The organism is Nocardiopsis sp. CC223A (assembly GCF_030766825.1).
Taxonomy (GTDB): Bacteria; Actinomycetota; Actinomycetes; order Streptosporangiales; family Streptosporangiaceae; genus Nocardiopsis.
Map to the genome: position 1 here is coordinate 70,192 of NZ_JASFDV010000016.1, position 25,725 is coordinate 95,916.

The 25,725-nt window shown below is 71.8% G+C and carries 27 protein-coding genes; 4 read left to right on the forward strand and 23 right to left on the reverse strand.

Annotation, left to right across the window (positions count from 1 at the left end; translation table 11 throughout):
- Nucleotides 1–40: 40 nt before the first annotated feature.
- Nucleotides 41–361 carry a LuxR C-terminal-related transcriptional regulator gene (locus QJS33_RS09030; RefSeq protein ID WP_306367423.1) on the reverse strand — a complete coding sequence of 107 codons (321 nt, stop codon included), beginning with the start codon at nucleotides 359–361 and terminating at the stop codon, nucleotides 41–43.
- Between the two features lie 670 nt (nucleotides 362–1,031).
- Nucleotides 1,032–2,540, reverse strand: coding sequence for a bifunctional lysylphosphatidylglycerol synthetase/lysine--tRNA ligase LysX (gene lysX, locus QJS33_RS09035; protein ID WP_306367424.1), 1,509 nt, complete (start codon nucleotides 2,538–2,540; stop codon nucleotides 1,032–1,034).
- Between the two features lie 154 nt (nucleotides 2,541–2,694).
- Here lysX and QJS33_RS09040 point away from each other — a divergent pair, with 154 nt between their 5' ends.
- The 3 genes from QJS33_RS09040 (at nucleotide 2,695) to QJS33_RS09050 (ending at nucleotide 4,387) form a co-directional block, all read left to right on the forward strand.
- Nucleotides 2,695–3,648 (forward strand): cation diffusion facilitator family transporter, encoded by a 954-nt coding sequence (locus tag QJS33_RS09040; protein WP_306367425.1) that lies wholly within the window; start codon nucleotides 2,695–2,697, stop codon nucleotides 3,646–3,648.
- 101 nt (nucleotides 3,649–3,749) lie between these two features.
- Nucleotides 3,750–3,971, forward strand: a complete 222-nt coding sequence (locus QJS33_RS09045) for a type II toxin-antitoxin system VapB family antitoxin (RefSeq protein ID WP_306367426.1) — start codon at nucleotides 3,750–3,752, stop codon at nucleotides 3,969–3,971.
- Entirely contained in the window at nucleotides 3,968–4,387 is a 420-nt protein-coding gene (locus tag QJS33_RS09050) for a PIN domain nuclease (RefSeq protein WP_306367427.1), read from the forward strand. The genes QJS33_RS09045 and QJS33_RS09050 overlap by 4 nt, the downstream gene beginning before the upstream one ends.
- A gap of 48 nt (nucleotides 4,388–4,435) precedes the next feature.
- Here QJS33_RS09050 and QJS33_RS09055 read toward each other — a convergent pair whose 3' ends face one another.
- The 19 genes from QJS33_RS09055 to dacB all read right to left on the reverse strand — a co-directional run bounded on the left by QJS33_RS09055 (nucleotide 4,436) and on the right by dacB (nucleotide 23,238).
- Nucleotides 4,436–5,218, reverse strand: coding sequence for a type III pantothenate kinase (locus tag QJS33_RS09055; protein ID WP_306367428.1), 783 nt, complete (start codon nucleotides 5,216–5,218; stop codon nucleotides 4,436–4,438).
- Between the two features lie 83 nt (nucleotides 5,219–5,301).
- Complete coding sequence (locus QJS33_RS09060; RefSeq protein ID WP_306367429.1) at nucleotides 5,302–7,893, reverse strand: L-aspartate oxidase; 2,592 nt, start codon at nucleotides 7,891–7,893, stop codon at nucleotides 5,302–5,304.
- 46 nt (nucleotides 7,894–7,939) lie between these two features.
- On the reverse strand, nucleotides 7,940–8,809 hold the full coding sequence (panC, locus tag QJS33_RS09065; RefSeq protein ID WP_306367430.1) for a pantoate--beta-alanine ligase: 870 nt from the start codon (nucleotides 8,807–8,809) through the stop codon (nucleotides 7,940–7,942).
- 65 nt (nucleotides 8,810–8,874) lie between these two features.
- Entirely contained in the window at nucleotides 8,875–9,759 is an 885-nt protein-coding gene (locus QJS33_RS09070) for a Rossmann-like and DUF2520 domain-containing protein (RefSeq protein ID WP_306367431.1), read from the reverse strand.
- 193 nt (nucleotides 9,760–9,952) lie between these two features.
- Nucleotides 9,953–10,198, reverse strand: a complete 246-nt coding sequence (locus QJS33_RS09075) for a hypothetical protein (RefSeq protein ID WP_306367432.1) — start codon at nucleotides 10,196–10,198, stop codon at nucleotides 9,953–9,955.
- 449 nt (nucleotides 10,199–10,647) lie between these two features.
- Nucleotides 10,648–10,890, reverse strand: a complete 243-nt coding sequence (locus QJS33_RS09080) for a chaplin family protein (protein ID WP_306367433.1) — start codon at nucleotides 10,888–10,890, stop codon at nucleotides 10,648–10,650.
- 244 nt (nucleotides 10,891–11,134) lie between these two features.
- Complete coding sequence (locus tag QJS33_RS09085; RefSeq protein ID WP_306367451.1) at nucleotides 11,135–12,490, reverse strand: PH domain-containing protein; 1,356 nt, start codon at nucleotides 12,488–12,490, stop codon at nucleotides 11,135–11,137.
- A gap of 210 nt (nucleotides 12,491–12,700) precedes the next feature.
- Nucleotides 12,701–13,147 (reverse strand): PH domain-containing protein, encoded by a 447-nt coding sequence (locus QJS33_RS09090; RefSeq protein WP_306367452.1) that lies wholly within the window; start codon nucleotides 13,145–13,147, stop codon nucleotides 12,701–12,703.
- A 156-nt stretch (nucleotides 13,148–13,303) separates the two neighbouring features.
- The gene (locus QJS33_RS09095; protein ID WP_306367434.1) at nucleotides 13,304–13,795 is read right to left on the reverse strand and encodes a DUF3180 domain-containing protein; all 492 of its coding nucleotides are present in this window, start codon (nucleotides 13,793–13,795) and stop codon (nucleotides 13,304–13,306) included.
- Complete coding sequence (gene folK, locus QJS33_RS09100) at nucleotides 13,792–14,325, reverse strand: 2-amino-4-hydroxy-6-hydroxymethyldihydropteridine diphosphokinase (RefSeq protein WP_306367435.1); 534 nt, start codon at nucleotides 14,323–14,325, stop codon at nucleotides 13,792–13,794. The genes QJS33_RS09095 and folK overlap by 4 nt, the downstream gene beginning before the upstream one ends.
- The gene (folB, locus tag QJS33_RS09105; protein ID WP_306367436.1) at nucleotides 14,322–14,708 is read right to left on the reverse strand and encodes a dihydroneopterin aldolase; all 387 of its coding nucleotides are present in this window, start codon (nucleotides 14,706–14,708) and stop codon (nucleotides 14,322–14,324) included. The genes folK and folB overlap by 4 nt, the downstream gene beginning before the upstream one ends.
- On the reverse strand, nucleotides 14,705–15,154 hold the full coding sequence (locus tag QJS33_RS09110; protein WP_306367437.1) for a nuclear transport factor 2 family protein: 450 nt from the start codon (nucleotides 15,152–15,154) through the stop codon (nucleotides 14,705–14,707). The genes folB and QJS33_RS09110 overlap by 4 nt, the downstream gene beginning before the upstream one ends.
- Nucleotides 15,151–16,011, reverse strand: coding sequence for a dihydropteroate synthase (folP, locus tag QJS33_RS09115; RefSeq protein WP_306367438.1), 861 nt, complete (start codon nucleotides 16,009–16,011; stop codon nucleotides 15,151–15,153). The genes QJS33_RS09110 and folP overlap by 4 nt, the downstream gene beginning before the upstream one ends.
- A gap of 140 nt (nucleotides 16,012–16,151) precedes the next feature.
- On the reverse strand, nucleotides 16,152–16,742 hold the full coding sequence (gene folE, locus QJS33_RS09120) for a GTP cyclohydrolase I FolE (RefSeq protein WP_306367453.1): 591 nt from the start codon (nucleotides 16,740–16,742) through the stop codon (nucleotides 16,152–16,154).
- Nucleotides 16,742–18,772 (reverse strand): ATP-dependent zinc metalloprotease FtsH, encoded by a 2,031-nt coding sequence (gene ftsH / locus QJS33_RS09125; protein WP_306367439.1) that lies wholly within the window; start codon nucleotides 18,770–18,772, stop codon nucleotides 16,742–16,744. Before ftsH ends, folE begins: the two co-directional genes overlap by 1 nt.
- Before the next feature lie 216 nt (nucleotides 18,773–18,988).
- Complete coding sequence (gene hpt, locus QJS33_RS09130) at nucleotides 18,989–19,543, reverse strand: hypoxanthine phosphoribosyltransferase (RefSeq protein ID WP_306367440.1); 555 nt, start codon at nucleotides 19,541–19,543, stop codon at nucleotides 18,989–18,991.
- Nucleotides 19,544–19,699: 156 nt separating this feature from the next.
- Nucleotides 19,700–20,668 (reverse strand): tRNA lysidine(34) synthetase TilS, encoded by a 969-nt coding sequence (gene tilS, locus QJS33_RS09135; protein ID WP_306367441.1) that lies wholly within the window; start codon nucleotides 20,666–20,668, stop codon nucleotides 19,700–19,702.
- Nucleotides 20,665–21,747 carry a zinc-dependent metalloprotease gene (locus tag QJS33_RS09140; protein WP_306367454.1) on the reverse strand — a complete coding sequence of 361 codons (1,083 nt, stop codon included), beginning with the start codon at nucleotides 21,745–21,747 and terminating at the stop codon, nucleotides 20,665–20,667. Before QJS33_RS09140 ends, tilS begins: the two co-directional genes overlap by 4 nt.
- A gap of 135 nt (nucleotides 21,748–21,882) precedes the next feature.
- Nucleotides 21,883–23,238 (reverse strand): D-alanyl-D-alanine carboxypeptidase/D-alanyl-D-alanine-endopeptidase, encoded by a 1,356-nt coding sequence (gene dacB / locus QJS33_RS09145; protein WP_306367442.1) that lies wholly within the window; start codon nucleotides 23,236–23,238, stop codon nucleotides 21,883–21,885.
- A gap of 76 nt (nucleotides 23,239–23,314) precedes the next feature.
- Here dacB and QJS33_RS09150 point away from each other — a divergent pair, with 76 nt between their 5' ends.
- Nucleotides 23,315–23,842, forward strand: coding sequence for an inorganic diphosphatase (locus tag QJS33_RS09150; protein ID WP_306367443.1), 528 nt, complete (start codon nucleotides 23,315–23,317; stop codon nucleotides 23,840–23,842).
- Nucleotides 23,843–24,230: 388 nt separating this feature from the next.
- Here the strand turns inward: QJS33_RS09150 and QJS33_RS09155 are convergent, their stop codons facing one another.
- Together QJS33_RS09155 and QJS33_RS09160 are read right to left on the reverse strand one after the other, a co-directional pair.
- Nucleotides 24,231–24,812, reverse strand: coding sequence for an RNA polymerase sigma factor (locus tag QJS33_RS09155; protein WP_306367444.1), 582 nt, complete (start codon nucleotides 24,810–24,812; stop codon nucleotides 24,231–24,233).
- A gap of 73 nt (nucleotides 24,813–24,885) precedes the next feature.
- The gene (locus QJS33_RS09160) at nucleotides 24,886–25,077 is read right to left on the reverse strand and encodes a hypothetical protein (RefSeq protein ID WP_306367445.1); all 192 of its coding nucleotides are present in this window, start codon (nucleotides 25,075–25,077) and stop codon (nucleotides 24,886–24,888) included.
- Nucleotides 25,078–25,725 lie beyond the last annotated feature (648 nt).

Here is a 25,725-nt window from a genome sequence, read left to right on the forward strand (position 1 = left end):
GTCCCCGGACGGTGCCGGGGAGAGGGGTGCGTTCTGCTCGTCAGATCAGCTGGCGCCGGGCGGCCCAGACGACCGCCTCGATCGGGGTGTTGACCCCGAGCACGTCGCAGATGTTGCGGATGCGACGGCGCAGCGTGCGGGCACTCAGCTCCAGGTGCCGGGCGGCGACCTCGGTGGTGACACCGGTCGCGATCTCGGCGAGGAGCTCGATCTCTTCGTGACTCAGTTCGACCGGCGCGTACGGACCGACGGCGGCTTCGCGCGGGCGGCTCTGCAGGGGAACCACGTTCTCACGGTGCTCCCGAACCTGCGGCACGCCCTGGTCCTCAACGGTACGTCGTACGAGTGTGGCCTGTTCCACTCCGTCCTCCCTCATCCATGTGAGTGCGGAACATCAACTCGTCACCTGGTGAGATGCGAGTGCGTCGGGTGGGGTTCCGACGCACGGCCCCGTGGTGCGAACTCCTCACGGCCGACCCTCTGGCACAGGGACGGGGGAATCGTTCGGACACGGGTCACACGACCCTTGAAGCGTTGCGATCTGGGACGGACAGACCGCACCGGTGGGTATTGCGAGCGCGCATGAGGGCCGGGGAATCCCGGTACTCCTGGCGCACTCCGCGTTACTCGATCCACTTGGCGAACTCGCGGGACTCGACCCGCTCTCAGCACGCTAGGCGGAGGAGCAGATACCGTCAAGGCCAGATAAATCACCCTCGGTGACAACACCGGGGCAATGCGTCGCACCGTCACGGAAAGGGAAATTCTTTCTCGGTACTGACCTGCGGAAACAATCTTCGTCCGCGAAGGCCGCCCGAAGAGCTTCGAGCGGGGAAAACTTCGCCGTTCCGATGCCTGCTCCGGGCACGGCGGCGGGAACCGATCGCGGACCACCGGTCGCCGGCCTTCGCGACCTGCGCCGGAACGGCGACGGGGGTGGCGCCGCGGCGCTCGGGCACCGCGTCACCACCCCCGCTTTCGGACATCCCGTCCACCGGGATAAGGTCCCGGCAAATGGGGCGCCAAGAAAATCAGGCGTCGTTCCCCTCCGGCTTCACGATCGGGAAAAGAACAGTTTCCCGAATGTTCTTGCCGGTGAAGGCCATCAGCAGCCGGTCGATCCCCACGCCCACCCCGCCGCTCGGCGGCATGCCGTACTCCAGGGCCCGTAGGAAGTCCTCGTCGAGCTGCATCGCCTCTGGGTCGCCGTCGGCGGCCATCAGCGACTGCTCGGTGAGGCGGCGGCGCTGCTCGACCGGATCGACCAGCTCCGAGTAGCCCGTGCCCAGTTCCATGCCGAAGCCGATGAGGTCCCACTTCTCGGTGAGCAGCGGGTCCTCCCGGTGCTGGCGGGTGAGCGGGCTGGTCTCCAGCGGGAAGTCGCGCACGAACGTGGGCTGGACCAGCGTGTGCTCCACCAGCTCCTCGAAGACGTGCTCGATCAGCTTGCCCTGGCCCCAGGCCGGGTCGTACTCCACGCCCCTGGCCTCGGCCAGGCGGCGGACCTCCTCGACCGGGGTGCGCGGGTCGACCTCGGCGCCCAGCGCCTCGGACACCGCCCCGTACAGGGTGACCTGCGGCCATTCCCCGCCCAGGTCGTACTCCACCCCGTCGCGCTCGATCACCGTGGTGCCGAACGCGGCACGGGCCGCGTCCTGGATCAGGTCGCGGGTGACGTCCGCCATGACGTTGTAGTCGGCGTACGCCTGGTAGAACTCCAGCATCGTGAACTCGGGGTTGTGCGTGGAGTCCGCGCCCTCGTTCCGGAAGTTCCGGTTGATCTCGAAGACCTTCTCCAGGCCGCCCACGACCAGCCGCTTCAGCGACAGCTCCGGGGCGATCCGCAGGTAGAGGTCCAGGTCGTAGGCGTTGATGTGGGTGGTGAACGGCCGCGCCGTGGCACCGCCGTGCACGCGCATCAGCATCGGGGTCTCGACCTCGATGTAGTCGCGCGCGGTGAGTCCGTCCCGGATCGCGCGGATGGCGGCCGACCGGCGGCGCACCATCTCGCGGGACTCGGGGTTGACGATGAGGTCGACGTAGCGCTGCCGGACCCGGGCCTCGGGGTCGGTGAGGCCCTTGTGCTTCTCCGGGAGCGGGCGCAGGCACTTGGCCGTGAGCGTCCAGGTGCGCACCATGATCGACAGCTCGCCGCGGCGGGAGGTGATGACCTCGCCCTCCACGCCCACGTGGTCGCCCAGGTCGACGTCGGCCTTCCAGGCGTCCAGGCGCTCCTGGCCGACCTGGTCCAGCGACAGCATGATCTGGAGGTCGCCGGTCTCGTCGCGCAGGGTGGCGAAGCACAGCTTGCCGCCGGTGCGGTACAGCATCACGCGGCCCGCGACGGCGACGTCCACCCCGGTGCGGGTGTCCGGCGGCAGGTCCGTGTGTTTGTCACGCACGGCGCCGATCGACGTGGACCGCTCGAACAGCACGGGGAAGGGGTCGATCCCCTCCGCGCGCAGTCGGTCCAGTTTCTGGCGCCGAACTCTCATCTGTTCGGGCAGGTCGTCGTAGGTGTCGTCGTGCGTGTGGTTCACATCCGCGATCCTACCGGCGTGACGGGCCTGGACAGGCCCGCCCACGGGGTGCCGGAACCGGCCACGAGGATGAAATCAGTCCCTTTCGTCACTACGATCACACTGCCGTGACCCAGCCAGTCGGCAGGCACTTTTCAAGAGATGGAAGATATCTGTGGCCGTTGAAGGAAGCACGAAGGCCGTCGTCACGGCCCTGTGCGCGAACATGGGAATCGCCGCGACGAAGTTCGGGGCCTACCTTCTGACCGGGTCGTCGTCGATGCTCGCGGAGTCCATCCACTCGGTCGCCGACTCCAGCAACCAGGCCCTGCTGCTCATCGGCGGCAAGCGGGCCCGGCGCGCCGCGACCAAGGAGCACCCGTTCGGGTACGGGCGCGAGCGCTACATCTACTCCTTCATCGTCGCGATCGTCCTGTTCAGCGTGGGCGGCCTGTTCGCGCTGTACGAGGGCTGGCACAAGATCTCGCACCCCGAGCCGATCACCGAGTGGCGGTGGGTGCCCATCGCGGTGCTGCTGGTCGCGGTCGCACTGGAGTCCTTCGCGATGTTCACCGCGATCAAGGAGTCGAACGCGGTGCGCGGCAAGGCGACCTGGGTGCAGTTCGTGCGCCGGGCCAAGTCGCCCGAGCTGCCGGTCATCCTCCTGGAGGACGCCGGCGCCCTGCTGGGCCTGGTCTTCGCGCTGATCGGCGTGAGCCTGACCCTGGTCACCGGCAACGGGCTGTGGGACGGCCTGGGCACCGTCGCCATCGGCGTGCTGCTGGTGGTGATCGCCATCGTGCTGGCCATCGAGATGAAGAGCCTGCTCATCGGCGAGTCCGCGACCGAGGAGCACGTGCGCGAGATCGAGAAGGCGATCGTCTCCGTGGAGGACATCGACCGCCTCATCCACATGAAGACGCAGCACATCGGCCCGGAGGAGCTGCTGGTGGCGGCCAAGGTCGCGGTGGACGCCCGGGACGACGCCGCGCGGGTGACGCGGGCGATCAACGAGGCGGAGGCGCGCATCCGCGAGGCCGTGCCGATCGCGCGGATGATCTACATCGAACCGGACCTGGACCGCTCGGCGGCCACCGGGGCCGCCGCGGAGGACACGACCTCCGCGTGACCCCGACCGGCGGCCGGTGGTGACGCTCTCCGCGCGTCACCACCGGCCGCTTTTTCATGAAACCTAATGATTACCTTCAGTAACAGGTGTAATCTAGGTGCATGAGTCGCACAAACATTGACATCGACGACGAACTCGTCGAAACCGCCATGGAACGCTTCCATGTACGGACGAAACGGGAAGCGATCGACATCGCGCTGCGCCGCGCTGTCGGCACCCCTCTCACCAAGGAGTTCCTGCTCAGCCTGGAAGGCACGGGCTGGGAGGGTGACCTCAGCGAGATGCGCCGTTCCGGTTACGAGGACGAAGGCTGTGATCAGTGAGCCCGGTCTACCTGGTGGACAGCTCAGCGTGGGTGGAGTACCTCCGTAAGACCGATTCGGATACCAACACCTTCATGAAGGAACTCATCAACAGCAGCGCCCACTTGGCCACCACGGAACCAGTGGTCGCCGAGCTCCTCAGCGGCGCGAAGAGCCCCTCCCAACTCAACAACCTGGAGCTCCTGACCAACGGGCTCATCCAGCTGTCCCTGGACAACCGGCTGGACTTCCACTATTCGGCGGCCATCTACCGGGAGGCCCGGAGCAAGGGCAAGACGATCCGCAAACTCTACGACTGCCTGATCGCCGCCGTCGCGCTGCGCACCGACGCGGTGCTGGTGCACTGTGACCGGGACTTCGACCACCTGGCCGAGGTCTTCCCCCGGCTGCGCGTCCAACGGCACAACAAGAACTGACCGGAAACCGGTGCGGGAAAGATCCGGAACCCTCCCCGCACCGGGCTCTCAACCCGCGTTGCGCTCGAACACCAGGCGCAGCCCGATCAGGGTCAGCCAGGGCTCGTGGACGTCAACCGTCTCGCACTCCCCCACCACCGTCGAGGCCAGGCCCCCGGTGGCCACGACCGTCACGTCGTCGGGGTTGTCGGTGAGCTCGGCGACCATCCGGTCGACGATCCCGTCCACCTGGCCCGCGAACCCGAAGACGATGCCCGAGCGCAGCGCCTCCGTGGTGTTCTTGGCGATCGCGGCACGGGGCCGGACGATCTCCACCATGTGCAGCTGGGCGCCGCGCCGGGACAGCGCGTCCACCGAGATGTCGATGCCCGGGGCGATCGCGCCGCCCACGTACTCGCCCTTGACGCTGATCGCGTCGAAGGTCGTGGCGGTGCCGAAGTCCACCACCACGGCCGGGCCACCGTAGAGGTGGTCGGCGGCCAGCGCGTTGATGATGCGGTCGCTGCCGACCTCCTTGGGGTTGTCCATCCGGATCGGCACGCCCGTCTTGACGCCCGGCTCGACGATCACCGCCGCGACGCCGTCGAAGTGGCGCCGGAACATGTCGCGCATCTCGTGCTGCACCGAGGGGACCGAGCAGCACAGGGCCAGCCCGTCGATGTCGACCACCCCGCCGTTCGCACTCCCCTCCAGGAGCCCGCGGAGCACCACGGACCACTCGTCGGCGGTGCGGCGGGTGTCGGTCCCCACTCTCCAGTGTTCGAGCAGATCCTCCCCCTCGAAGAGACCGAAGACCGTCTCGGAGTTACCGACGTCGATCGCCAGCAGCATGGACCCTCATCCTGGTCGAAGTGTCTTTTCTGGGAATCCTCTCCCAATCCCGGCCTTCACGGGAAGTCCGGTGGTGAATCCGGTCACATCAGATCGAGCGCGATGTCCAGGGCCGGGCTGGAGTGGGTGAGGGCGCCGACGGCGAGGTAGTCCACCCCGGTCCCGGCGACGTCGGCGGCGACGTCCAGGGTCAGGCCGCCCGAGGACTCCAGGCGGGCGCGCCCGGCGACCAGGGCGACGGCCTCGGCGAGCTCGGGGACGGTGAAGTTGTCGAGCAGGATCTCCTCGGCGCCCGCCGCCAGGGCCTCCTCGATCTGGTCGATCCGGTCGACCTCGACCTCCAGGGGGACCCCGGGGAAGCGCTCGCGGACCGCGCGGACGGCGGCGCCCACACCGCCCGCGGCGACCACGTGGTTGTCCTTGATGAGTCCGGCGTCGCTGAGGCAGTAGCGGTGGTTGACCCCGCCGCCGCAGCGCACGGCGTACTTCTCCAGGGCGCGCAACCCGGCGTGGGTCTTGCGGCTGTCGCGGACGCGGGCACCGGTCCCGACGACGGCGTCCGCCCAGGCGCGGGTGGCGGTGGCGATCCCGGACAGGTGGGTGAGCAGGTTGAGCGCGGTGCGCTCGGCGGTGAGCAGGTCGCGGGTGCGGGCGGTGACGGCCATGAGGACGTCGCCGCGCTTGACGGTCTCGCCGTCGGCCGCCGACCGGGTGACCTCCAGGGCGCCGTCGGAGACCAGCCAGAACACCAGCTCGGCCAACGGCAGGCCGCAGACGGTGCCGTCGGCGCGGGCCACGACGTGGGCGGTGCGGACCTGGTCGGCGGGGATGGTGGCGACGGTGGTGACGTCGAGCCCGGCCCCGCCGGTGAGGTCCTCGGCCAGGGCCCGGCGGACCAGGTCCACGTGCGCCTGGTGGGGTGCGGTCCAGGGGAGCGTGAACTCGGCACGGGAGTCCGGCCCGGGGGCGTCCCCGGCGAGCGGGAACGCGATGGCGTCGAGTTCGGCGACCAGCGCGGGGGGCAGCGAGGGGGTCCAGGGTTCGTCGGTGGCCACGGGGGTGTCCCCTTCCAGTCGGACGATCACCGGGCGGACCCGCCACTGCGGGCGGGGGCCGGTGTGGTCGGCGCGTTGATGGGCGCCGCGGCTCTCGGTGCGGTGGGCCGCGGCGGCGGCCACGAGGCGGGCCACCGTGAGCAGGTCGGCGGCCTCCCAGGAGGCCGTGTCGGGGGTGACCGGGCCGGCGGAGGCGGTGAGTGCGTCCAGCTCGGCGACCAGTGCCGCCAGGCCCTCGCCGGTGCGCAGCACCCCGGCGTGGTGCGACATCAGGGTACGGACCCGGGCGACGACGGCCGGGTCGGGCAGGGCCGTCACCCGGGGGGCGGGCACGCCCCAGGTCGGCAGCGGTCTCGGGTCGGCGGCCAGCCGGGCGGCGATGCGCTCGGCGAACACCAGCCCCTCCAGCAGCGAGTTGGAGGCGAGCCGGTTGGCACCGTGGACCCCGGTGCGGGCGACCTCGCCCACCGCCCACAGGCCGGGGACGCCGGTGCGGCCGTCGATGTCCACCTCCACACCGCCGGAGGCGTAGTGGGCGGCCGGGGCGACGGGGATCGGCTCGGTCAGCGGGTCGATGCCGTGCTCGCGGCAGGACGCCAGGATGGTCGGGAAGCGGCTCTCCCAGACGGCCGCGCCGAAGTGGCGGGTCTCCAGGTACACGTGGTCGACGCCCTGCTCCGCCATCGTCCTGGCGATGGTGCGGGCGACCACGTCGCGCGGGGCCAGGTCGGCGAGCTCGTGGACACCCGCCATGATCCGGTTCCCGGCGGCGTCCACCAGGTAGGCGCCCTCGCCGCGCAGCGCCTCCGAGACCAGGGGCTGGCGCCCGCGGGCCCGCGGGCCGAGCCAGAGCACCGTCGGGTGGAACTGGATGAACTCCAGGTCGCGCAGGCGGGCCCCGGCCCGGGCGGCCAGGGCGAGCCCGTCGCCGGTGGACACCGGCGGGTTGGTGGTGGCGGCGAAGATCTGGCCTAGCCCGCCGGTGGCCAGCACCACGGCCGGGGCCAGGGCGGCGCCGACGCCGTCACGGCTGCCCTCCCCCATGACGTGCAGGGAGACACCGCAGACCGCTCCGGTGCCGGGGTCGCGCAGTGCGTCCAGCGCCACCGCGTGCTCGATGATCTCGATTCGCTCCTCGGCCAGCACGGCCTCGACCAGGGCGCGCTGGATCTCCGCCCCGGTGGCGTCCCCCCCGGCGTGGGCGACCCGGTCGGCGCGGTGGCCGCCCTCCCGGGTCAGGGAGAGGCCGCCGTCGGCGTCGCGGTCGAACTCGGTGCCCAGGGCGATGAGGCGGCGCAGCGCCTCGGGGCCCTCGGCGGCCAGGACGTGGACGGCGTAGGGGTCGGACATGCCGGCCCCGGCCAGGTGGGTGTCGACCATGTGGGCGACCGGGTCGTCGCCCGGGGCCACGGCCGCGGCGATACCGCCCTGGGCGTAGGCGGTGGAGCCGGTGGAGATCCGGTCCTTGGTCACGAGCACGACCCGCCCGGCCCCGGAGCGGCTCAGGTAGCCGAGCGCGGCGCTCAGGCCCGCGATGCCGGAGCCGACGATGACGACGTCGGCGGTGACGGTCCAGCCCGGCGCGGGTGCGTCGAGCCGGGTCGGGGTGGCTGTGCTCATGGGGATCTTCTTCCGGGGAAGGCGCGGTGTCGCAGGGACCGGTGGTCTAGAAGCGGATCGACGTGTTGTCGATCAGGCGGGTGGTGCCGACCCGGGCGGCCAGGGCCAGCACCGCGTCGCCGCGGTGGTCGTCGGCGACCTCGGCGAAGGTGGCCGGGTCGACGAGGGCCAGGTAGTCGGGTTCGACCGGCGGCTCGCCCTCGGCCGCCTCCGCCAATACCGCGGTGGCGGCGGCCCGGGCCGCCGCGGCGCCCCGCCCCGCGGTCCCGCGGGCCGCGTTCAGGGAGCGCGACAGCGCCAGGGCGGCGGTGCGCTCGGCGGCGGAGAGGTAGACGTTGCGGCTAGAGGAGGCCAGGCCGTCGGGGTCGCGCAGGATGGGCGCCCCCACGATCTCCACCGGGAAGTCGAGGTCGGCGACCATCCGGCGGATGAGCGCGATCTGCTGGGCGTCCTTCTCACCGAAGACCGCCAGGTCGGGCCGGACCAGGTGGAAGAGCTTGCCGACCACGGTGAGGACACCGGTGAAGTGGCCGGGCCGGGAGGCGCCCTCCAGGCGCTCCCCCATCTCCCCCGCCTCGATGGTGACCATGGGCCGACCGGCCGGGTACATGGTCTCGGTCGCCGGGGCGAAGACCACGTCCACGCCCTCCTGGGCGCACTGGGCGGTGTCGCCCTCCAGGTCGCGCGGGTAACGGTCGAAGTCCTCGTTCGGACCGAACTGGAGGGGGTTGACGAAGATGCTCACGACCACGGTGTCGGCCCGTTCCCGGGCGATCCGCATGAGGCTCCGGTGTCCCCCGTGCAGGGCGCCCATGGTGGGCACGAGAGCGGTGCGCCCGGCGTCGGCCAGGGCGCGGCGCAGCTCGTCGGGTGTGCGCACGACGAGCGGGGCGGAGCGGTCGGTGGATGTGGTCATGCGGGTTCCCCTGGGGTGTCCGTGACGTGTCGGTGGTGGTCCGGGTGCCGCGACGGGCCGGGCGGTCAGCGGCGCAGCACGTCGAGGAGCGGTTCGGCCGCCTCGGGCTTGAGCATCCCGGCGTTGATGGCCAGGTCGGCGGTGAGCCGGGCAAGCTCGACGTAGGCGGCGACGCTCTCGGGCGCGTGGGCGCGCAGCTGCTCGATGTGTCCGGCGACGGTCCCGGCGTCGCCGCGCAGGACCGGGCCGCTGAGGCCGTGGATGCCCAGCCTCAGGGCGTTGTCCAGGGAGGCGCCGAGCAGGGGGGCGAGCATCCGGCCGGGTTCGGGGACACCGGCGGCGGACAGCAGCGAGGCGCTGTCGGCGACGAGGGTGACCAGGTGGTTGGCGCCCCCGGCCAGGGCCGCGTGGTAGAGGGTGCGCTTGTCCTCGGCGATCCACACGGGTTCGGCGCCCATCTCGACCACCAGGGCCTCGGCGATGGGGCGCAGCGGGTCGGGGGCGGTGACCCCGAACGCGCAGTTGGCCAGCCGCTCGACGTCCTCGTCGCGGCCGGTGAAGGTCATGGCCGGGTGCAGGGCCAGCGGCAGGGCCCCGGCGGCGGTGGCCGGGGACAGCACCCCGTGCCCGTGGGCGCCGCTGGCGTGGGCGAGGAGCTTGCCGCGCAGGTCGACGCCGGTGGCGGCCAGCCCCTCGGCGAGTTCGGCCAGGGCGTCGTCGGGGACCGTGAGCAGGACGAGGTCGGTGGCCTCGACCACGCGCGCGGGCTCCATCAGCCGCGCGGTGGGCAGGCGGTCGGCGACGCGCGCCTTGGAGGCCTCGGAGACGGCCGCGGCGGCGACGACCCGGTGCCCGGCCAGGCCCAGTGCCCGGCCCAGGACCGAGCCGACGCGGCCGGGACCGATGACGCCGATCCGCAGCCGGGCCGGACGCCCCTGCGTGGTCTCCATGCCTGTGCCCCCTCGTCGTGAGTGCGTCCGGCCCTCCCCGGCCGTGACGCCTGAGCACACGATAGTCCTCCCCGCCACCCCCTCCCGCGCGCCGCCCCTGGTCGAGGGCGCGGGCGCCGGGACGCGCGAGGGGGCGGGCCCCGTCGGGCCCGCCCCCGGTCCACCGTCCCGGTGCCCGCGCGGGGCGGCCGGGTCAGTTCTGGACGATCACGCCCGAGTTGAAGCAGGAGGCGAGGGACTGTCCCAGGACGGCGTTGGAGTTGCCGCAGCCCTGGTTCACGTTCTCGATGCCGTTGATGTAGGCGATGTTGCCGCTGACGTTGGAGCCGTGGCCGGAGGTCCAGGCCCCGCCCTGCGCCGCCGCCGGTGCCGCGGGGAGGAGGATCCCGGCGGAGGAGGCCAGGATCAGTGCACCGGTGGCGAGCGTCTTCTTCAGCACTACGCGTTCTCCTTGTCGTGTCCGGGTCGGGGGGACCGCCCGGGCTCGTTTTCCTCGGTGGCGCCGTGTCCGGCACCGGTACTGAAGCTACCCGCGGACTTCGGGTTTTCGACCCCTCTGAGCTGGGATCATCACGATGAATTCCTTTTGTGTGACGTTGTGTGATGGCTTTTCGGGGCAAAGGACGGCCAAGCGGTGGCCCGAAGAAGCACGAAGCGTCACCATCGGCGGCGATTCAGCACGACACCAATGCGCTTTACAGCCGGTGGTCTATCCGGGCCCCGAATTCGTGCGCGATACGTGCCCGGGGCGCCCTCCTCCGGGCACGGAAAAGGCGCCGCTCCGTCGTCACGGAGCGGCGCCCGAGAAGTCCACTCGGCCCCCGGTTCGGTTCGGCCGGGACGTCTCCGGCCGGAACCCTCCCGACCGTCAGGGCCGGAACGCGGTCGCTACCAGTTCTTGACGGTGGCGCCGGAGTCCGTGCAGTTGGCACCGGCGACACCGAGGATCGCGATCGCGTTGCCGCAGACGTTGATCGGCACGTCCAGGTCGGCCACCAGCTGGTTGCCACCGAGGATGCTTCCGTTGCCGGAGGTGAAGACGTTGCTGTTGGCCATGGCCGGAGCGCCCGTGAACAGAACGCCCGCAGCGGCGGCGACGATGGCACTGGCGGCGAAAGCCTTCTTCAGCATGTGTTTCTCCCGTTCGGACCGAACGGCGGGGGCGCCGATCGGTCGATAACGTTGACCATGTGTACAACCAAGAACACTCAACGTGTTCAGTCACCATTTAGCCATACTCGGCGGCCATCAGGGGCCAGAACACGCGAGCTTTTCATGACCTTGACCTGGAGGTATCACCCATCGTGAGCACCCATGTCGGACATGGGAGCCATTAGTGGCAGCAATTTGCACCACCAATGTGTCTCACGTCACATCAGCCTTCCCCCGGGGCCTCCGGGCGTGTCATCGTCGCCCGCGTCGCCCAGCGTTCGGGCCCCGCCGCCGGGACCCGCGCCCGCCGCCCCAGGAGGACCATCTCGTCCAGCAGGCGGCGCGCCTCGGCCGCCTCCCGGCCCTGGGCCCGCGCCCGGACCGGCCCCGGCGGGACGCCCGCGCCGACCGCCACCCGGCCGGTGAACCGGGACAGCGGACCGGCGGTCAGGCGCAGGGCCTGCACCCGCTCCAGCGGCACGACCTCCGTCACCCGGCAGAACAGCCCGGAGACGGTCACGAACAGGTGCTCGTCCACGCCCACCAGCGACCGCGCGCCCTCCCGGACCGGGACCAGCGGCACGTACGCCACCTCGCTCTCCGGGAACAGCTCGTTGACCAGCGCGTAGGCCCGGCGCCGGGGCGCCACCGGCAGCAGCGTCGCCGAGTCGGCCTGGCGGGCCCCGGCGTACCCGGCCACCGTCGCCTCCACCCGGGCCACCCCCAGGGCCCGCCACAGCAGCGGCTCCACCACCCGCACGGCCTGCACCCGGCCCGGAGGGACCGTCTGCATGCGCCGCTGGAACATCCCGTAGCGGAGCCGCAGCCCGTCGGAGGAGATCGAGGCGTAGTAATCGGTGTAGCGGGCCAGCGGCCCCCAGAACGACCGGATCAGCCCCAGCGTGAGCGGCACCAGCGCGCCCAGCACCCCGGGCTCGCGGAACATCACCCCGGCGGTGACCATCGCGGCCAGGCCCAGGGAGGCGAGCAGCACCGGGACCCGGAAGGTGAGCGCGCCCAGCAGGAGCAGGAACGGCAGCCGGTAGAAGGGCCACTCGGGTGCCTCCGGGGAGCGGCCGGACAGCCCTGCCGCGTGCGCCAGGACCGCGACCCGCATCTTCTCGGCGATCTCGTGGCGCAGGTAACGCAGGCGGACAGCGCTGTTGTCACCGCCGGCCAGTTCGATGCGCAGTTCGGCCAGGCCGAACACCTGGCCCAGCAGCGGCCGGACCACGTCGACCGCCTGGAGCCTGCTCAGCGGGATCTCCCGGGAGCCGCGCATCACCAGCCCGCTGTGCACCACCAGGTGGTCCTCGCGCAGCCCGAAGCTGCCGTACCACCAGGAGGGCAGCATGTAGGCGAGCGCGCCGAACAGGACCGCGACGGTCAGCATGACCACCCACGCGTACCCGAAGGTCGTGAGGATGGGGCCGGCCAGCGCCACGAAGGCCAGGGTCACCCCCAGGACCCGGATCGGCACCATCGACCAGTGCGCCCGGTACACGCCGGTGGTGACGTCCTCCTCCCGGCGCCGGGGCGGGGCCGGGGGCTGGCGCTGCCACACCGTCGGCGGCAGCATCACCGGCGGCCCGTACCCCGGCGGCCCCGATCCGGCCGGCACCGGCCTCTGCGGAGCGGGCGTGTGCGCGGGACGGGGCGGCGCCTGCGGATGCGGGTGCACCGGCTGCGGCGGGGGCACCTGCGACACCGGACGCGGCGGCGGGCCCTGCGGTACCGGTGGCGGCGGAGCCTGCGGGCGGGGGGAGTCGGGACGGTCGGGTTCGTGCATCTACAACCCCGTGGAGAACGTCTCGCTGCGGGACGCCAACCGGTCGCGCAGGTCCACCGCCTCTGTCAGCGGCAGGCCGACCACACGCGTGTCGGCGGTGCTGGCGGCGGTGCGGACCCGCACCGTGGCGATTCCCAGCGCCTGTTCGAGCAGGTCGGCGGTGGTGTCCACCACCTGCATACGCCCGTAGGGCACGACCACCAGCTGGCGGACGAACACCCCGTACGTCAGGTACAGCTCCGTCGCCCCCTCGACGTACCCCCAGGAGCGCTGGAACCGGCCGGCCAGGACCCAGCCCGCGACGAGCACGGCCAGGGCCGCCACCGCCCAGACCACGGCCCAGACCCGGTCCGCCCACAGGAACAGGAGCAGCACCCCGATCAGCCCGGACCCCAGGCACAGCGCTCCCACCACCAGTCGGCGGTACCAGGCCAGGGCCGGGGACACCCGGAGCCACTCGGTTCCCTCGGGCGCGGCGAAGGCCGCGTCGAGCGGCCGCTCCGGCACGGGGGCCGGCGGGTCGGTCGGTGTCGGTTCACTGGTGTCCACGGGCACAGTCAACCATCCGCCGCCGCTCCCCGTCCGGAGGCGGTCCGGGATCGGTCAGAGCGCCTTGGGGGGCTCGTCGTCGCGGTCCTCGTCCCCGGGCACCCGGCAGGCGTACTCCAGGTACAGGGCGGCGGCCGCCAGCACACCCGCGGCCAGCGACGTTCCCAGCGCGGTGAAGAACACCTCCCGGTGCACCGGCAGCGCCAGGGCGTCCACGACCGTCAGCGCCACCCCGACGCAGAAACCGCCGAACAGCGCGGCGGCCAGCACGCTCGCCTTGGCCAGGGCGACCAGGCGGGCGGCGCTGAGCGGCGGGATCGGCTCGGTGCCGGGCGCCCGGCGGATCCGGCGCCGGGTCCGCCCGGCGGTGAACGCCTCGGCGAAGGCGAGCAGCAGCAGCGTGGGGATCGCCGTCCACGGCATGGGCGGCAGCCCGGGCAGCACCGTTCCGAACAGCGCCCCCAGCAGCACGCCGACGACCCCGAGCAGCACCGGCGTGCGCCACCCGGTGGGGTGCAGCCGCCGCTCGTCCTCCTCGTCGTTCATCGGCTCCCCCCGGGTGGGAGCAGCCGCAGGTCGTCGCGCCGGTGCAGCCCCTGGTCGCCCGCGGTGTCCGCGGCCTCCACCGCGGCCAGCAGGTCGGCCAGCGGTCCGTGCCCGGGCAGCTCCGCGCCGGGGTCGGCGTCCAGCCACGGGCGCAGCACGAACGCCCGCAGGTGGGCGCGCGGGTGCGGGAGTGTGAGGACGGGGTCGTCGGAGCGCACGTCCCCGAACGCGATGACGTCCACGTCCAGGGTGCGCGGGCCCCAGCGGACCTCGCGCACCCGGTCGAACGCGCGCTCGGCGGCCTGCGCGCGCTCCAGCAGCTCCTCGGGCGTGTCGTCGGTGTCGACGACCACCACCGCGTTGAGGTAGGCGCCCTGCTCGGGGCCGCCCACCGGGGCGGTCTCGTACACCGGGGACAGCGCGACGGGGGCGGGCGCGCCCGCCCCCGTCAGCAGGTGCTCCACCCCGCCGCGCAGGGTCGCCCACCGGTCGCCCAGATTGGACCCCAGGGCCAGGACGGCGCGGGTCAAGACGCCGCACCTCCCCGGGGGCCCACAGTGCCGCGCACCACGGTCACGGACACGTCCGCGAACTCGTGCTCGATCGGCGCCGACGGCTTGTGCACGGTCAGTTCGACCCCGTGGACCCGCAGATCGGCCAGGCATTCGGCGGCCAGCCGCTCGGCGAGCGTCTCGATCAGGTCCACCGGTTCCCCGGTGACGATCGCGACCAGCCGGTCCGCGAGCATCCCGTAGTGGACGGTGTCGGCCACGTCGTCGGAGGCCGCGGCGGGCGCCAGGTCCAGGTGCAGGACGGCGTCCACCACGAAGTCCTGGCCCTCGCTGCGCTCGAAGTCGTACACGCCGTGGTGCCCACGGGCCCGTAGGCCGCGCAGGGTGATGCGGTCGGTCATTCCTCCCCGCCCTCGTCCTCGTCGTCGTCCCCCATGAGCACCGGCGAGGCGTGGTGGGACCACAGCCGCCACCCCTGCGCGGTGTCGACGAACAGGTTGGTCGTGACGACCTGGCCCCCGGCGATGAACCCGGGGTTGCCGTCCTCGGCGGTGAGCACGTTCTCCTCGCACGTCACCATCGCGATGTCACCCCCCACACCGATGTGGGTCTCGGTGAGGACGTACTGGATGTAGGTGACGTTGGCCATGATCAGGGACCAGGCCCGCATGATCTCGGTGCGGCCGCGCAGCAGCGGCCACCCGGGGTTGACGCACACCAGGTCGGGGGCCTCGTGCTCCTCGGCCCACACGCTGCGCATCAGGTCGATGTCGCCGTTCTCGATGGCGCTGTAGAACTGCGCGTTGGCCTCGGCCACGCGCTCCATGACCTCCTGGCGGGACTTCACCGGCGGCCCCGACCCGGGTCGGCGGCGTCGTCGAAGCGCCCCTCGACGAGGGCCTCCCCGCCGTCGGACCAGGCGGCGGCCACCCGGACCGCGTCGGCGCTGGAGCGCACGTCGTGCACCCGCACCGCCCAGGCGCCCCGGTCGGCCGACAGGGTGGTCAGGGCGGCGGTGGCGGCGTCGCAGTCGAGGAAGGGGCGGTCCTCCCCCTTGGGCTCGCTCAGCAGTCGGCTCAGGAAGCGTTTGCGCGACCCCGCCACCAGGACGGGGCGGCCCAGTTCGTGGAACCGGTCGAGATCCCTCAGGAGCGCCCAGTTGTGGGCCTGCTCGGGTCGTTTGGAGAATCCGAGTCCCGGGTCGAGGACGATCTGCCCCGGGTCGACGCCTGCACTGATCATGGCCTCCATACGGTCGCGGAGCTCATCGATGACCTCCTGGACGACGTCCGTGTACACGGCACGGCTCTGCATGTCATGACTATGCCCGCGCCAGTGCATCAACACGTAGGAGACACCGGAAGCGGCCACGAGCCGCGCCATGGCCGGGTCGGCCAGCCCGCCGCTGACGTCGTTGACGAGGACGGCGCCGGCCTCCACGGCCCGTTCGGCGACCTCGGCCCGCATGGTGTCCACGCTGACGGCCACCGCGCGCGCGGCGAGGGCCCTGACCACCGGTACGACCCGGCGCAGCTCCTCCTCGGCCGTGACGCGCTGGGCGCCCGGCCGGGTCGACTCACCACCGACGTCGACGATGTCGGCGCCCTCGTCGACCAGCCGCAGGCCGTGCTCGACCGCCCGCTCGGGGTCGAACCAGGCTCCGCCGTCGGAGAAGGAATCGGGGGTGACGTTCACTACCCCCATGACCAGGCACCGCCCGCGATCGGGCAGGCCCGGAAGTGTGTATTTCGGCCCCATGGGGGTCACCTTACGCGTAACCGCAGGGGCCGGGGGCGTACGCCCCCGGCCCCTGTCCGGATGTTCCCCACGTCACCCGCCGGCGGTCAGCGGCGGTCCAGGATGAGGCTCATCGCCTCCGCGCGGGTGCGGTCGCTGCCGCGGAAGATCCCGCGCACCGCCGAGGTGACGGTCTGGGCGCCGGGCTTGCGCACCCCGCGCATCGTCATGCACAGGTGCTCGGCCTCCACGACCACGATCACGCCGCGCGGGTCGAGGTGCTCCATGATGGCGTCGGCCACCTGCCCGGTGAGCCGCTCCTGCACCTGGGGCCGGCGCGCGAAGACGTCGACCAGGCGGGCGAGCTTGCTCAGGCCGGTGATGCGGCCGTGGGAGCCGGGGATGTACCCGACGTGCGCCACCCCGTAGAACGGCACCAGGTGGTGCTCGCAGGTGGAGTACAGCTCGATGTCCTTGACCAGGACCATCTCCTCGTGTCCGGCCTCGAACACGGTGGTGAGCACGTCGTCGGGTTTCTGTCCCAGTCCGGCGAACTGCTCCTCGTAGGCGCGGGCGACCCGCTCCGGCGTCTTGAGCAGGCCGTCGCGGTCGGGGTCCTCGCCGATGGCGATGAGGATCTCGCGGACGGCGCGCTCGATGCGCTCCCGGTCCACGGATCGGGGCTGATCCGGCTCGATCACGCGTCATCCCCTTCGGTGGGGGCGGACGCCCCGTTGCCGATGCCGTGGCCGGTGATCTCGTGCAGGGCGGTGCCCGGCTCGGAACCGTTGGTCTCGGCACCGCTGAGCACGGCCAGCTCCTTCTTGGAGTGCACCGGCGGCCGGTCGGAGGGCTGGCGCTTGCCGTAGCCGGTGTAGGAGCCGCGGGCCGGGCGCTTGTTCACCGGCGCGAAGATCTCCAGGACCTGCTCGCGGGTGAGCGTCTCCTTCTCCAGCAGGGCCACGACCAGGTCGTCGAGGACGTCGCGGTACTCGACCAGGACCTCGTAGGCCTCGTCGTGCGCGGACTCGATGAGGCGGCGCACCTCCTCGTCGATGATGGAGGCGATCTCCTCGGAGTACTCGCGCGCATGCGCCATCTCCCGGCCCAGGAACGGCTCGGTGCTCGCCGACCCGAACTTGCGGGCGCCCAGGCGCTCGCTCATCCCGTACTCGGTGACCATGTTGCGGGCCAGGTTGGTGGCCTTGTCGATGTCGTTGCCCGCGCCGGTGGTGGGCTCGTGGAACACCAGCTCCTCGGCGGCGCGGCCGCCCAGCATCATGGCGAGCTGGTCCATCATCTGCGAGCGCGAGGTGAGGAACTTGTCCTCGGTCGGCACCGACATGGTGTAGCCGAGGGCGCGGCCGCGGGGCAGGATCGTGATCTTGTGCACCGGGTCGGCGTTGGGCAGGGCATGGCCCACCAGGGCGTGGCCGCCCTCGTGGTAGGCGATGATCTTCTTCTCGTGCTCGGACATGACCCGGCTCTTGCGCTCGGGTCCGGCCATGACACGCTCGATGGCCTCCTCCAGCACCACGTGGGTGATGGTCTCCCGGCCCCCGCGCGCCGACAGCAGGGCGCCCTCGTTGATGACGTTGGCCAGGTCGGCACCGGTCATCCCGGCGGTCTGCCGGGCGATGGTGTCGAAGTCGACGTCCTCGGCCATCGGCTTGCCCTTGGAGTGGACCTTGAGGATGTCGCGGCGGCCGTCCATGTCGGGGCGGTCCACGACGATCTGCCGGTCGAAGCGGCCCGGGCGCAGCAGCGCCGGGTCGAGGATGTCGGGCCGGTTGGTGGCCGCGATGAGGATGACCCCGCCCTTGACGTCGAAGCCGTCCATCTCGACCAGCATCTGGTTGAGGGTCTGCTCGCGCTCGTCGTGGCCGCCGCCCATGCCGGCGCCGCGGTGGCGGCCGACGGCGTCGATCTCGTCGATGAAGATGATCGCGGGGGCGTTGGCCTTGGCCTGCTCGAACAGGTCGCGCACACGCGAGGCGCCCACACCGACGAACATCTCGACGAAGTCCGAACCGGAGATGGAGTAGAACGGCACCCCGGCCTCACCCGCGACGGCGCGAGCCAGCAGGGTCTTGCCGGTGCCGGGCGGGCCGAACAGCAGCACGCCCTTGGGGATCTTGGCCCCCATCGCCTGGAACTTGGCCGGGTTCTGGAGGAACTCCTTGATCTCCTGGAGCTCCTCGATGGCCTCGTCCGCCCCGGCGACGTCGGCGAAGGTGTTCTTAGGGGTGTCCTTGGTGATGAGCTTGGCCTTGGACTTGCCGAAGTTCATCACGCGGGAGCCGCCGCCCTGCATCTGGCTGAAGACGAACCAGAAGATGGCGATGATGAGCAGGATCGGCAGGAAGCTGAAGAGAGCCGTGGTCCACAGCGGGGTCGTGGCGACCGAGACCTCGTAGCCCTGGAGCTCGGTGCCCTCCTCGTCCAGCGAGGCCTGGAGCATGTCGGCGAGTTGCAGGCCCTGGCCGGCCACCCAGTACGCCTCGAAGATCTCGTCGTCCGTCGTGGTCAGCACGATGCGCTGGTCACGGTCGATGATCTCGGCGTTGTCCACCTCGTTGCGCTCGATGAGCTGGTGGACGGTCGAGATGTCGGTCTCTTCGGGCTGCGGCTCCCCGCCCAGGTCGAAGACGTTGAAGACGAGAAGGATCATGGCGAGAACGGCCACTATCCATATCCACGGGCCGCGGAAAAAGCGCTTCAGATTCATGTGAGCGGAACCCCGTCGGGTCCGTCCCTCCTGACCAGGCCGCCCGCACCGGAGGACTTTCCGAGGCAGGACCTCTTATCGGACACGTGCGTTCCCCGCGAGTACGCCGGGATCGAATCGACGGTACACCCCGCCGAACGGGCACACCGATTCCGGATGTGCCGGGCGGGGGCCCGTCATGAGAGCAACGATCGCGCCCCCGCCGCTTGTTCCCCGCTACTGCTCGTAGACGTGCGGGGCGAGGGTGCCGATGAACGGCAGATTGCGGTATTTCTCGGCGTAGTCGAGCCCGTAGCCGATGATGAACTCGTTGGGCAGGTCGAAGCCGATGTACTTGACGTCGAGATCGACCTCGAAGGCCAGCGGCTTGCGGACCATGGTGCAGACCTCGACCGAGCGGGGGCCCCGCGACCTGAGGTTGCCCACCAGCCAGGACAGGGTCAGGCCGGAGTCGATGACGTCCTCGACGATGAGGACGTCGCGGTCCTTGATGTCGGTCTCCAGGTCCTTGAGGATGCGGACCACGCCGGAGGAGGTCGTGCCGGCCCCGTAGGAGGACACCGCCATCCAGTCCATGGAGACGGGCGTGTGCAGCACCCGGGCCAGGTCGGCCATCACCATGACGGCGCCCTTGAGGACCCCGACGATCAGGAGGTCCCTGCCCGCGTAGTCGGCGTCGATGCGTTCTCCCAGCTCGGCCAGGCGCGTCTTGATCTCTTCCTCGGTGACCAGGACCTTCTCCAGGTCCTGGCCCATGTCCTTAGCGTCCACGCTCACTGTCCTCGCTGCTGGGTTCCCCGTTTGCGGCAACCAGGATAAACGTGCCGAACGTCCCGGAGGCGCCGACCGGTGGCCCCGGCCCCCGACCCGGCCGGCCCGACGCCCGGCACCGTGTGACACACCGGACCGCTGGCGGGTTCCGCCCCGTCAGCGCTCGAAGCGGACGTGACCGGCGACACGCCGGGCGCGCACCCCTCCGGGCAGGTCGAGGTGCGCCTGGCCGCGCCAGGCGGTGACCAGCCGGTCGACCTCCCGCACGTGCCAGGCGGTGAGGGCGCCCGGCGGGCAGCCCGCGTCGATCGCGGCCCCGCGCAGGACCCGGGTCCGCAGCGCCTCGGGGGCGTCGGCCAACACGGCCGCGGACAGGCCCTCCTCCGTCCGCGCCCGGGAACGCAGCCCGGCGGCCAGGGAGTCCAGGGCGTCGGCGTCGGCGCGCAGCAGGGAGGCGGTGCGGGCCAGCGCCGCGGCGACGCCCGGACCCAGGGTCCGCTCCAGGACGGGCAGGGTCTCGTGGCGCACCCGGGAGCGGGCGAACCGGGCGTCGGCGTTGTGGGGGTCCTCCCAGGGGGTCAGGCCCATGGCGGTGCAGGCCGCGCGCACGGTGGCGCGGTCCAGGTCGAGCAGGGGGCGCAGGAGGTGGTCGTTGCGCGGGGCCATCCCGGCCAGGGAGCGGGCGCCCGAGCCGCGTGCCAGGCCCAGCAGGACCGTCTCGGCCTGGTCGTCGAGGGTGTGGCCGAGCAGCACCACAGCGGGCGCGTGCTCGGCGGCGGCCGCGGCGAGCGCGGTGTGGCGGGCGGCGCGGGCCGCGCCCTCGGGCCCGCCCGGCCCGGTCACCTCGACCGTGCGGACGGACACCGGGTCCAGGCCCAGCCCGGACAGGACCGCGGCGACCTTCTCCGCGCGTTCGGCCGAACCCTCCTGGAGCCCGTGGTCGACGGTGACCGCCCCGGCCCGCAGCCCCAGCCGGGGCGCTGCGAAGGCGACCGCCCCGGCCAGCGCCAGGGAGTCGGCCCCGCCGCTGCACGCCACCAGCACCGCGGTGTCGGCGGGCAGCGGCGCCAGGGACCGCCGGACCGCCGATCGGACGGCGGCCACGGCGGGGGGCGGACCGCTCATTCGGTGATGGCGGCCGGGCGCACCACGCGGTTCACCCAGGCGGAGGGGTTGCGGATCTCCGCGATGGTGGGCAGGGTCTCGCGCGAGGTCCACACCTTGTTGAACTCGGCCATGCCGACCTGGGCCACCGCCTCGCGGACGAACGCGGCGCCCTCCTCGTACTGGCGCATCTTCATGTCCATGCCGAGCAGCTGGCGCAGCAGCCGGTCCAGGGGGTTGACCGCCTCCCGCCGCTTCTGGAAGCGGGCGCGGATCCGTTCCACCGACGGCACGACACCCGGGCCGACCGCGTCCATGACGTAGTCGCCGTGGCCTTCCGCCAGGCTCATCACGGCGGTGACCCGGTCCATGATCTCGATCTGCTCCGGCGTCTGGATGGCGGTGAGGAGGTTGCCCTCCCCGCCGCGCACCGCGTCCGCCACGGCCTCGCCCGCGGCGCGCAGCCGGGTGATGAGGTCGCCCGCGTCCATCTCCGTGGACAGCAGCAGCTCACGCATCAGCTCCTGCACGTGGTCGCGCAGCCACGGCGTGGCCGTGAACTGCATGCGGTGGGTCTCCTCGTGCAGGCACACCCACAGCCGGAAGTCGTGCGGATCGACGTCGAGCTCGCGCTCGGTGTTGACGATGTTGGGGGCGACCAGGGTCAGCCGTCCGGTGGGCAGGGTGCCGTCGGGGTCCGGCGGCAGGAAGAGCTCGTACTGGCCCAGGACCTTCCCGGCCAGGTAGGCGAGCACCGCGCCGAGCTGCACCCCGGTGATCCGGGAGCCCACGGCGGAGGTCAGGGCGGCGGCCGTGCCGCCGTTGCCGAGGCGGTCGGCGCCCATCTGTTCGAGTACGGGTTCGATGACGGTGCGGAAACCGTCGACGTTGGCGCGGATCCATCCCGGCCGGTCGACGACCACCGCCGGTCCGGTCGGCTCCAAGGGGTTCATACCGGTGAAATCACGCACATGTCCGGCGGCCACGGTGGAGAGCTCGCGCAACTGCGCGACGGCCTGTCGCGCGTCGGCGAGGTCCACCTGCGGGCCCGGTCGGACAAGGCGGACACCGGTGTTGACGGCTACGTCCCAGTCGATCACAGTCACAGTCGCAGCCTACCCACGCAGAGCCCGACGGCACGGGGATCGGGGTTCCAATTCGGGGTAAGCCCCGGGTTCACCCCGAGACGGGCCGAAAAGCGGCGCCACGGGTGCGGCCGGGGCGGGAGGTCCGGGTCAGGAGCAGCCGCAGCGGGCCAGGGCCGCCGCCAGGGGGTCGAGCTGGTAGCCCTGGACGCCCGGGCTGTTGGCCACGAAGGCGAACAGGAACATGTTGCCCTCCTGGTCGTGCACGGTCCCGGCGAGCGCGCTCACGTTGTTCAGGGTCCCGGTCTTGCCGCGGATCAGCCCGGCCACGTCGTGGACCGGGGTGCCCTCCGTGTAGCGGCTGTCCAGGGTGCCGGTGGAGTTGGACGTGGGCAGGCCGGTGATCGCCGCGTTGAGCTCGGGGTGGTCGGAGGCCACCTTGAGCATCTCCACCAGGGCGCGCGGGGTGATGCGGTTCTCCGGGCTCAGCCCGCTGTTGTCGGCCAGTTCGACCCCCTCGATCCCGTAGGAGCCCATGACCCGGTGGGTGGCCGCGGCCCCGCCTGGGAAGGAGGCCTCACCGCCGGTCTCCAGTGCGGCGATCCGGCTCAGCGCCTCGGCCATGTTGTTGTCGCTGGCCAGCATCATGTGCTCGACCAGGGCCGTCATCGGCGGGGAGTCGGCCGAGGCGATCGGGTCGCCCTGTGCCGGGGCCTCGGCCGGCTCGCCGTCCTCCACGGTGAGCCCGGCCTCCTTCAGCTGTTTGACGAAGGCGTCGGCGGTGGCTTTGGGCGGGTCCGGGTGCCGGAAGACGGAGTCCGGGGAGATGCGCCCGCTGTCGTGCATCAGCGCGTGGACCGAGGCGGTGCTGCCCTCCGTGATGTAGGTGGGCTTCCAGGAGGGGCCGGTGTCCGGACCGGTGAACAGCGAGTCGTCGTAACCGACCGAGACGGTGTCGACCCCCTGCCCGGCCAGCGCGGCCGCGGTGCGCTCGGCGAGCTCCTCCAGGGTTGCCACCTGCGGGTAAGCTGCGGGATCGGCGGTCGTGGTCAGGGTGGCGTCACCCGCGCCGCGCAGCACTACCATGTTCTGCTTCGGGTCGAAGTGGACCGTGGTGGTCAGCACGTGGTCGGGTCCCACCGTGTCCAGGACCGTGATGGCCGTGGCGATCTTGGTGGTCGACGCCGGGACCGCCGGGGTGTCCGGGCTGCGCTCGTAGAGCGGCTCGCCGGTGGCACCGTCGACGACGTAAGCGGAGAGGCCCTCAGCGAGCCCCGACTCGGCCATGGGATCATCGATCACGTCCGCGATCCGTTCCGGGTCCGCCGGAGAGGACGCGGGTTCCACCGCGGCCGCGCCTTCGGCGTTCACGATCGGATGGGGCACCGCGGGGAGTGGTCGGGCCTCGATCACATCGAGGGCTGCGAACCCGGCGATCAGCACGAATATGTTGAGCAGGGCCAGTGTGAGGAAGGCCTCACTTCGTACCCGTCGCACCCGGGGCACCCGCCCTTCCTTAGGTGTCGCGGCCTGACGTTGTTGTTATACGGCGACATTAGTCGCAATGGGAGCCGAGATCAGCATGGAATTCGACGTTACGATCGAGATCCCCAAGGGGGAGCGCAACAAGTACGAGGTGGACCACGAGACCGGTCGCATCCGTCTCGACCGCATGCTGTTCACCTCCACCACCTACCCCGCCGACTACGGTTTCGTCGACGGGACGCTCGGTGAGGACGGCGACCCGCTGGACGCCCTCGTCCTGCTCAAGGCCCCGACCTTCCCGGGCTGCCTGATCCGCGCCCGGGCCATCGGCATGTTCCGGATGCGCGACGAGGCGGGCGGCGACGACAAGCTGCTGTGCGTTCCGGCCACGGACCCGCGCATGGAGCACCTGCGTGACATTCACCACGTGAACGAGTTCGAGCGCCTGGAGATCGAGCACTTCTTCACGGTCTACAAGGACCTGGAGCCCGGCAAGTCCGTCGAGGGCGCCAGCTGGGTCGGCCGCCACGAGGCCGAGCAGGAGATCATCGCCTCGGTCAAGCGCGCCGAGGAGGCCGGCGTCCACGGCGACGCCTCCCACATCTCCGCGGACAAGGAGAAGTAGGGGCGGCGGCTCCCGTTCGACAGGCGCGGCGACGGCCCGGCGGAGTCCGCCGGGCCCTCCCGTCGCCCACCGCCACCCTCAACGGACGCCTCCGGCGCAGCCCAACCCACTTCGTCGCCCACCGCCACCCTCAACGGACGCCTCCGGCGCAGCCCAACCCACTTCGTCGCCCACCGCCACCCTCAACGGACGCCTCCGGCGCAGCCCAAACCACACCGTCGCCCACCACCACCCTCAACGGACGCCTCCGGCGCAGCCCAAACCACACCGTCGCCCACCACCACCCTCAACGGACACCCCCCGCGCAGCCCAAACCACACCGTCGCCCACCGCCACCCCCAACGGACATCTCCGGCGGGGTGTCCCCGTCTCGGTCGCTCCCGCGGTGTCAGCGGCCGAGGAGGCTGACCGGGCCGGTCCAGGGCCCCTCGGCCTCCGCGGTCCGGGTCAGCAGGTAGCCCGCGCAGACGGCCGCCACCAGCGCCATCAGCATCACCAGTCCGACCGAGCCGACCAGGGACGGGCCGTGCGGGGTCGGCGAATCCCCCGGGCCCAGGGGGAAGCCGTCGTGCCCGAAGCGGTCGGCGCGGGCGGCCACGTGCGCCCGGTAGCCGTCCAGTTCGGGGGTGGCCATGCCCTTGAGGATGCGGACCGGCACCAGCCCGGTGTTCTCCGGCATGCTCCGCTCCCCCGGGAGCCGGAGGTCGTAGGAACGGCGACGGACGCACTCGACCTCCGCCAGGGCGTGCAGCCACTCCCCCAGCCGGTCGGGCTCGGTCAGCCGCCCGATGTGCGCGCAGGCGACGATCAGCGTGTCGCGCAGCACCACGTGCGCCGCGTCCCGGTCGCCCAGGGCCAGGATGCAGCGCCGGAACAACTCCTCGCCGTACGCGTCGAGCAGCCTCTTGTAGGCCTCGGCCGACGGCGCGCCGTCGGCACGCAGAGCGTGGAGGAGATCCCGGTCCGTCATGGACCAGAATCTACGCTGCCGACCGCGTACACCCCGGCGCTTCGCCGAAAGACGCGTGTGAGAGTCCTCTCCGTCAACGATCCGGAAGCGGGCGGCGTCGCGGACGGCCGCGCAGCCAGAGCAGGACGAACGTCAGCACGGTCAGGGCGCAGACCAGCAACGCCGCGCCGGGGCCGAAGAAGCCCAGCGCCATCACCCCGGCCGCCACCACCACGAGCGCCCGGACCAGCAGGCGCGCCCACAGCCCGGCCGGGTCGGGGTTCAACCGGCACCTCCGGGCGTGCGAGCCGACACGGCCACTCCTGTCAGTGCGTTCGGGGGACTGTGCCTTTCCGGCGGTGCTCTCACGCCGTACTCGGGCTCCACATGTCATCACCACGCGACGCCTCCCGCAACACCGCCGAGTGAGAGGGGTGACACACGCGATTCTCCACGATCGCTTGACTCCCCGCGCCCTTTGCTGGTCTCCTTACAACCATGTATCCGCGCACCCGCACCGACGCCATGGCTCGCAGGGCCCTTCCGGCCCCCTGCCACCCGTCCTGTGCGGCGTGTCCGTGTTGTCGTCACTGAGCCTTCTCCGGGGCGCATCGGCCCCCTAGGCTCCGGGCCCGCCCGTCCGCGTGCGCTCGCGCGCGGCCGCTCCCGGCGGCCCCGTCCCGCGTATCCACCGCGGTGACCCGTGCCCTGTGCGGCACCAACCGCCCCGTCCCCCGTGCGACGGGGACCTCGGACGACATCCGCGCCGTCGACGGCGCGCACGCGAAGGATCTTCCCACGATGGCCCAGCAGGCTCTCTCCGTACGCACCGCCCCGCCCGCCCGCACCTCCCGCGACGACGCCGCGCCCGACGGCGCCGCGTCGCGCGGCGTGTCGGTGGAGGGCATCGGCGATGTGGCGGACGCCGGTCGCC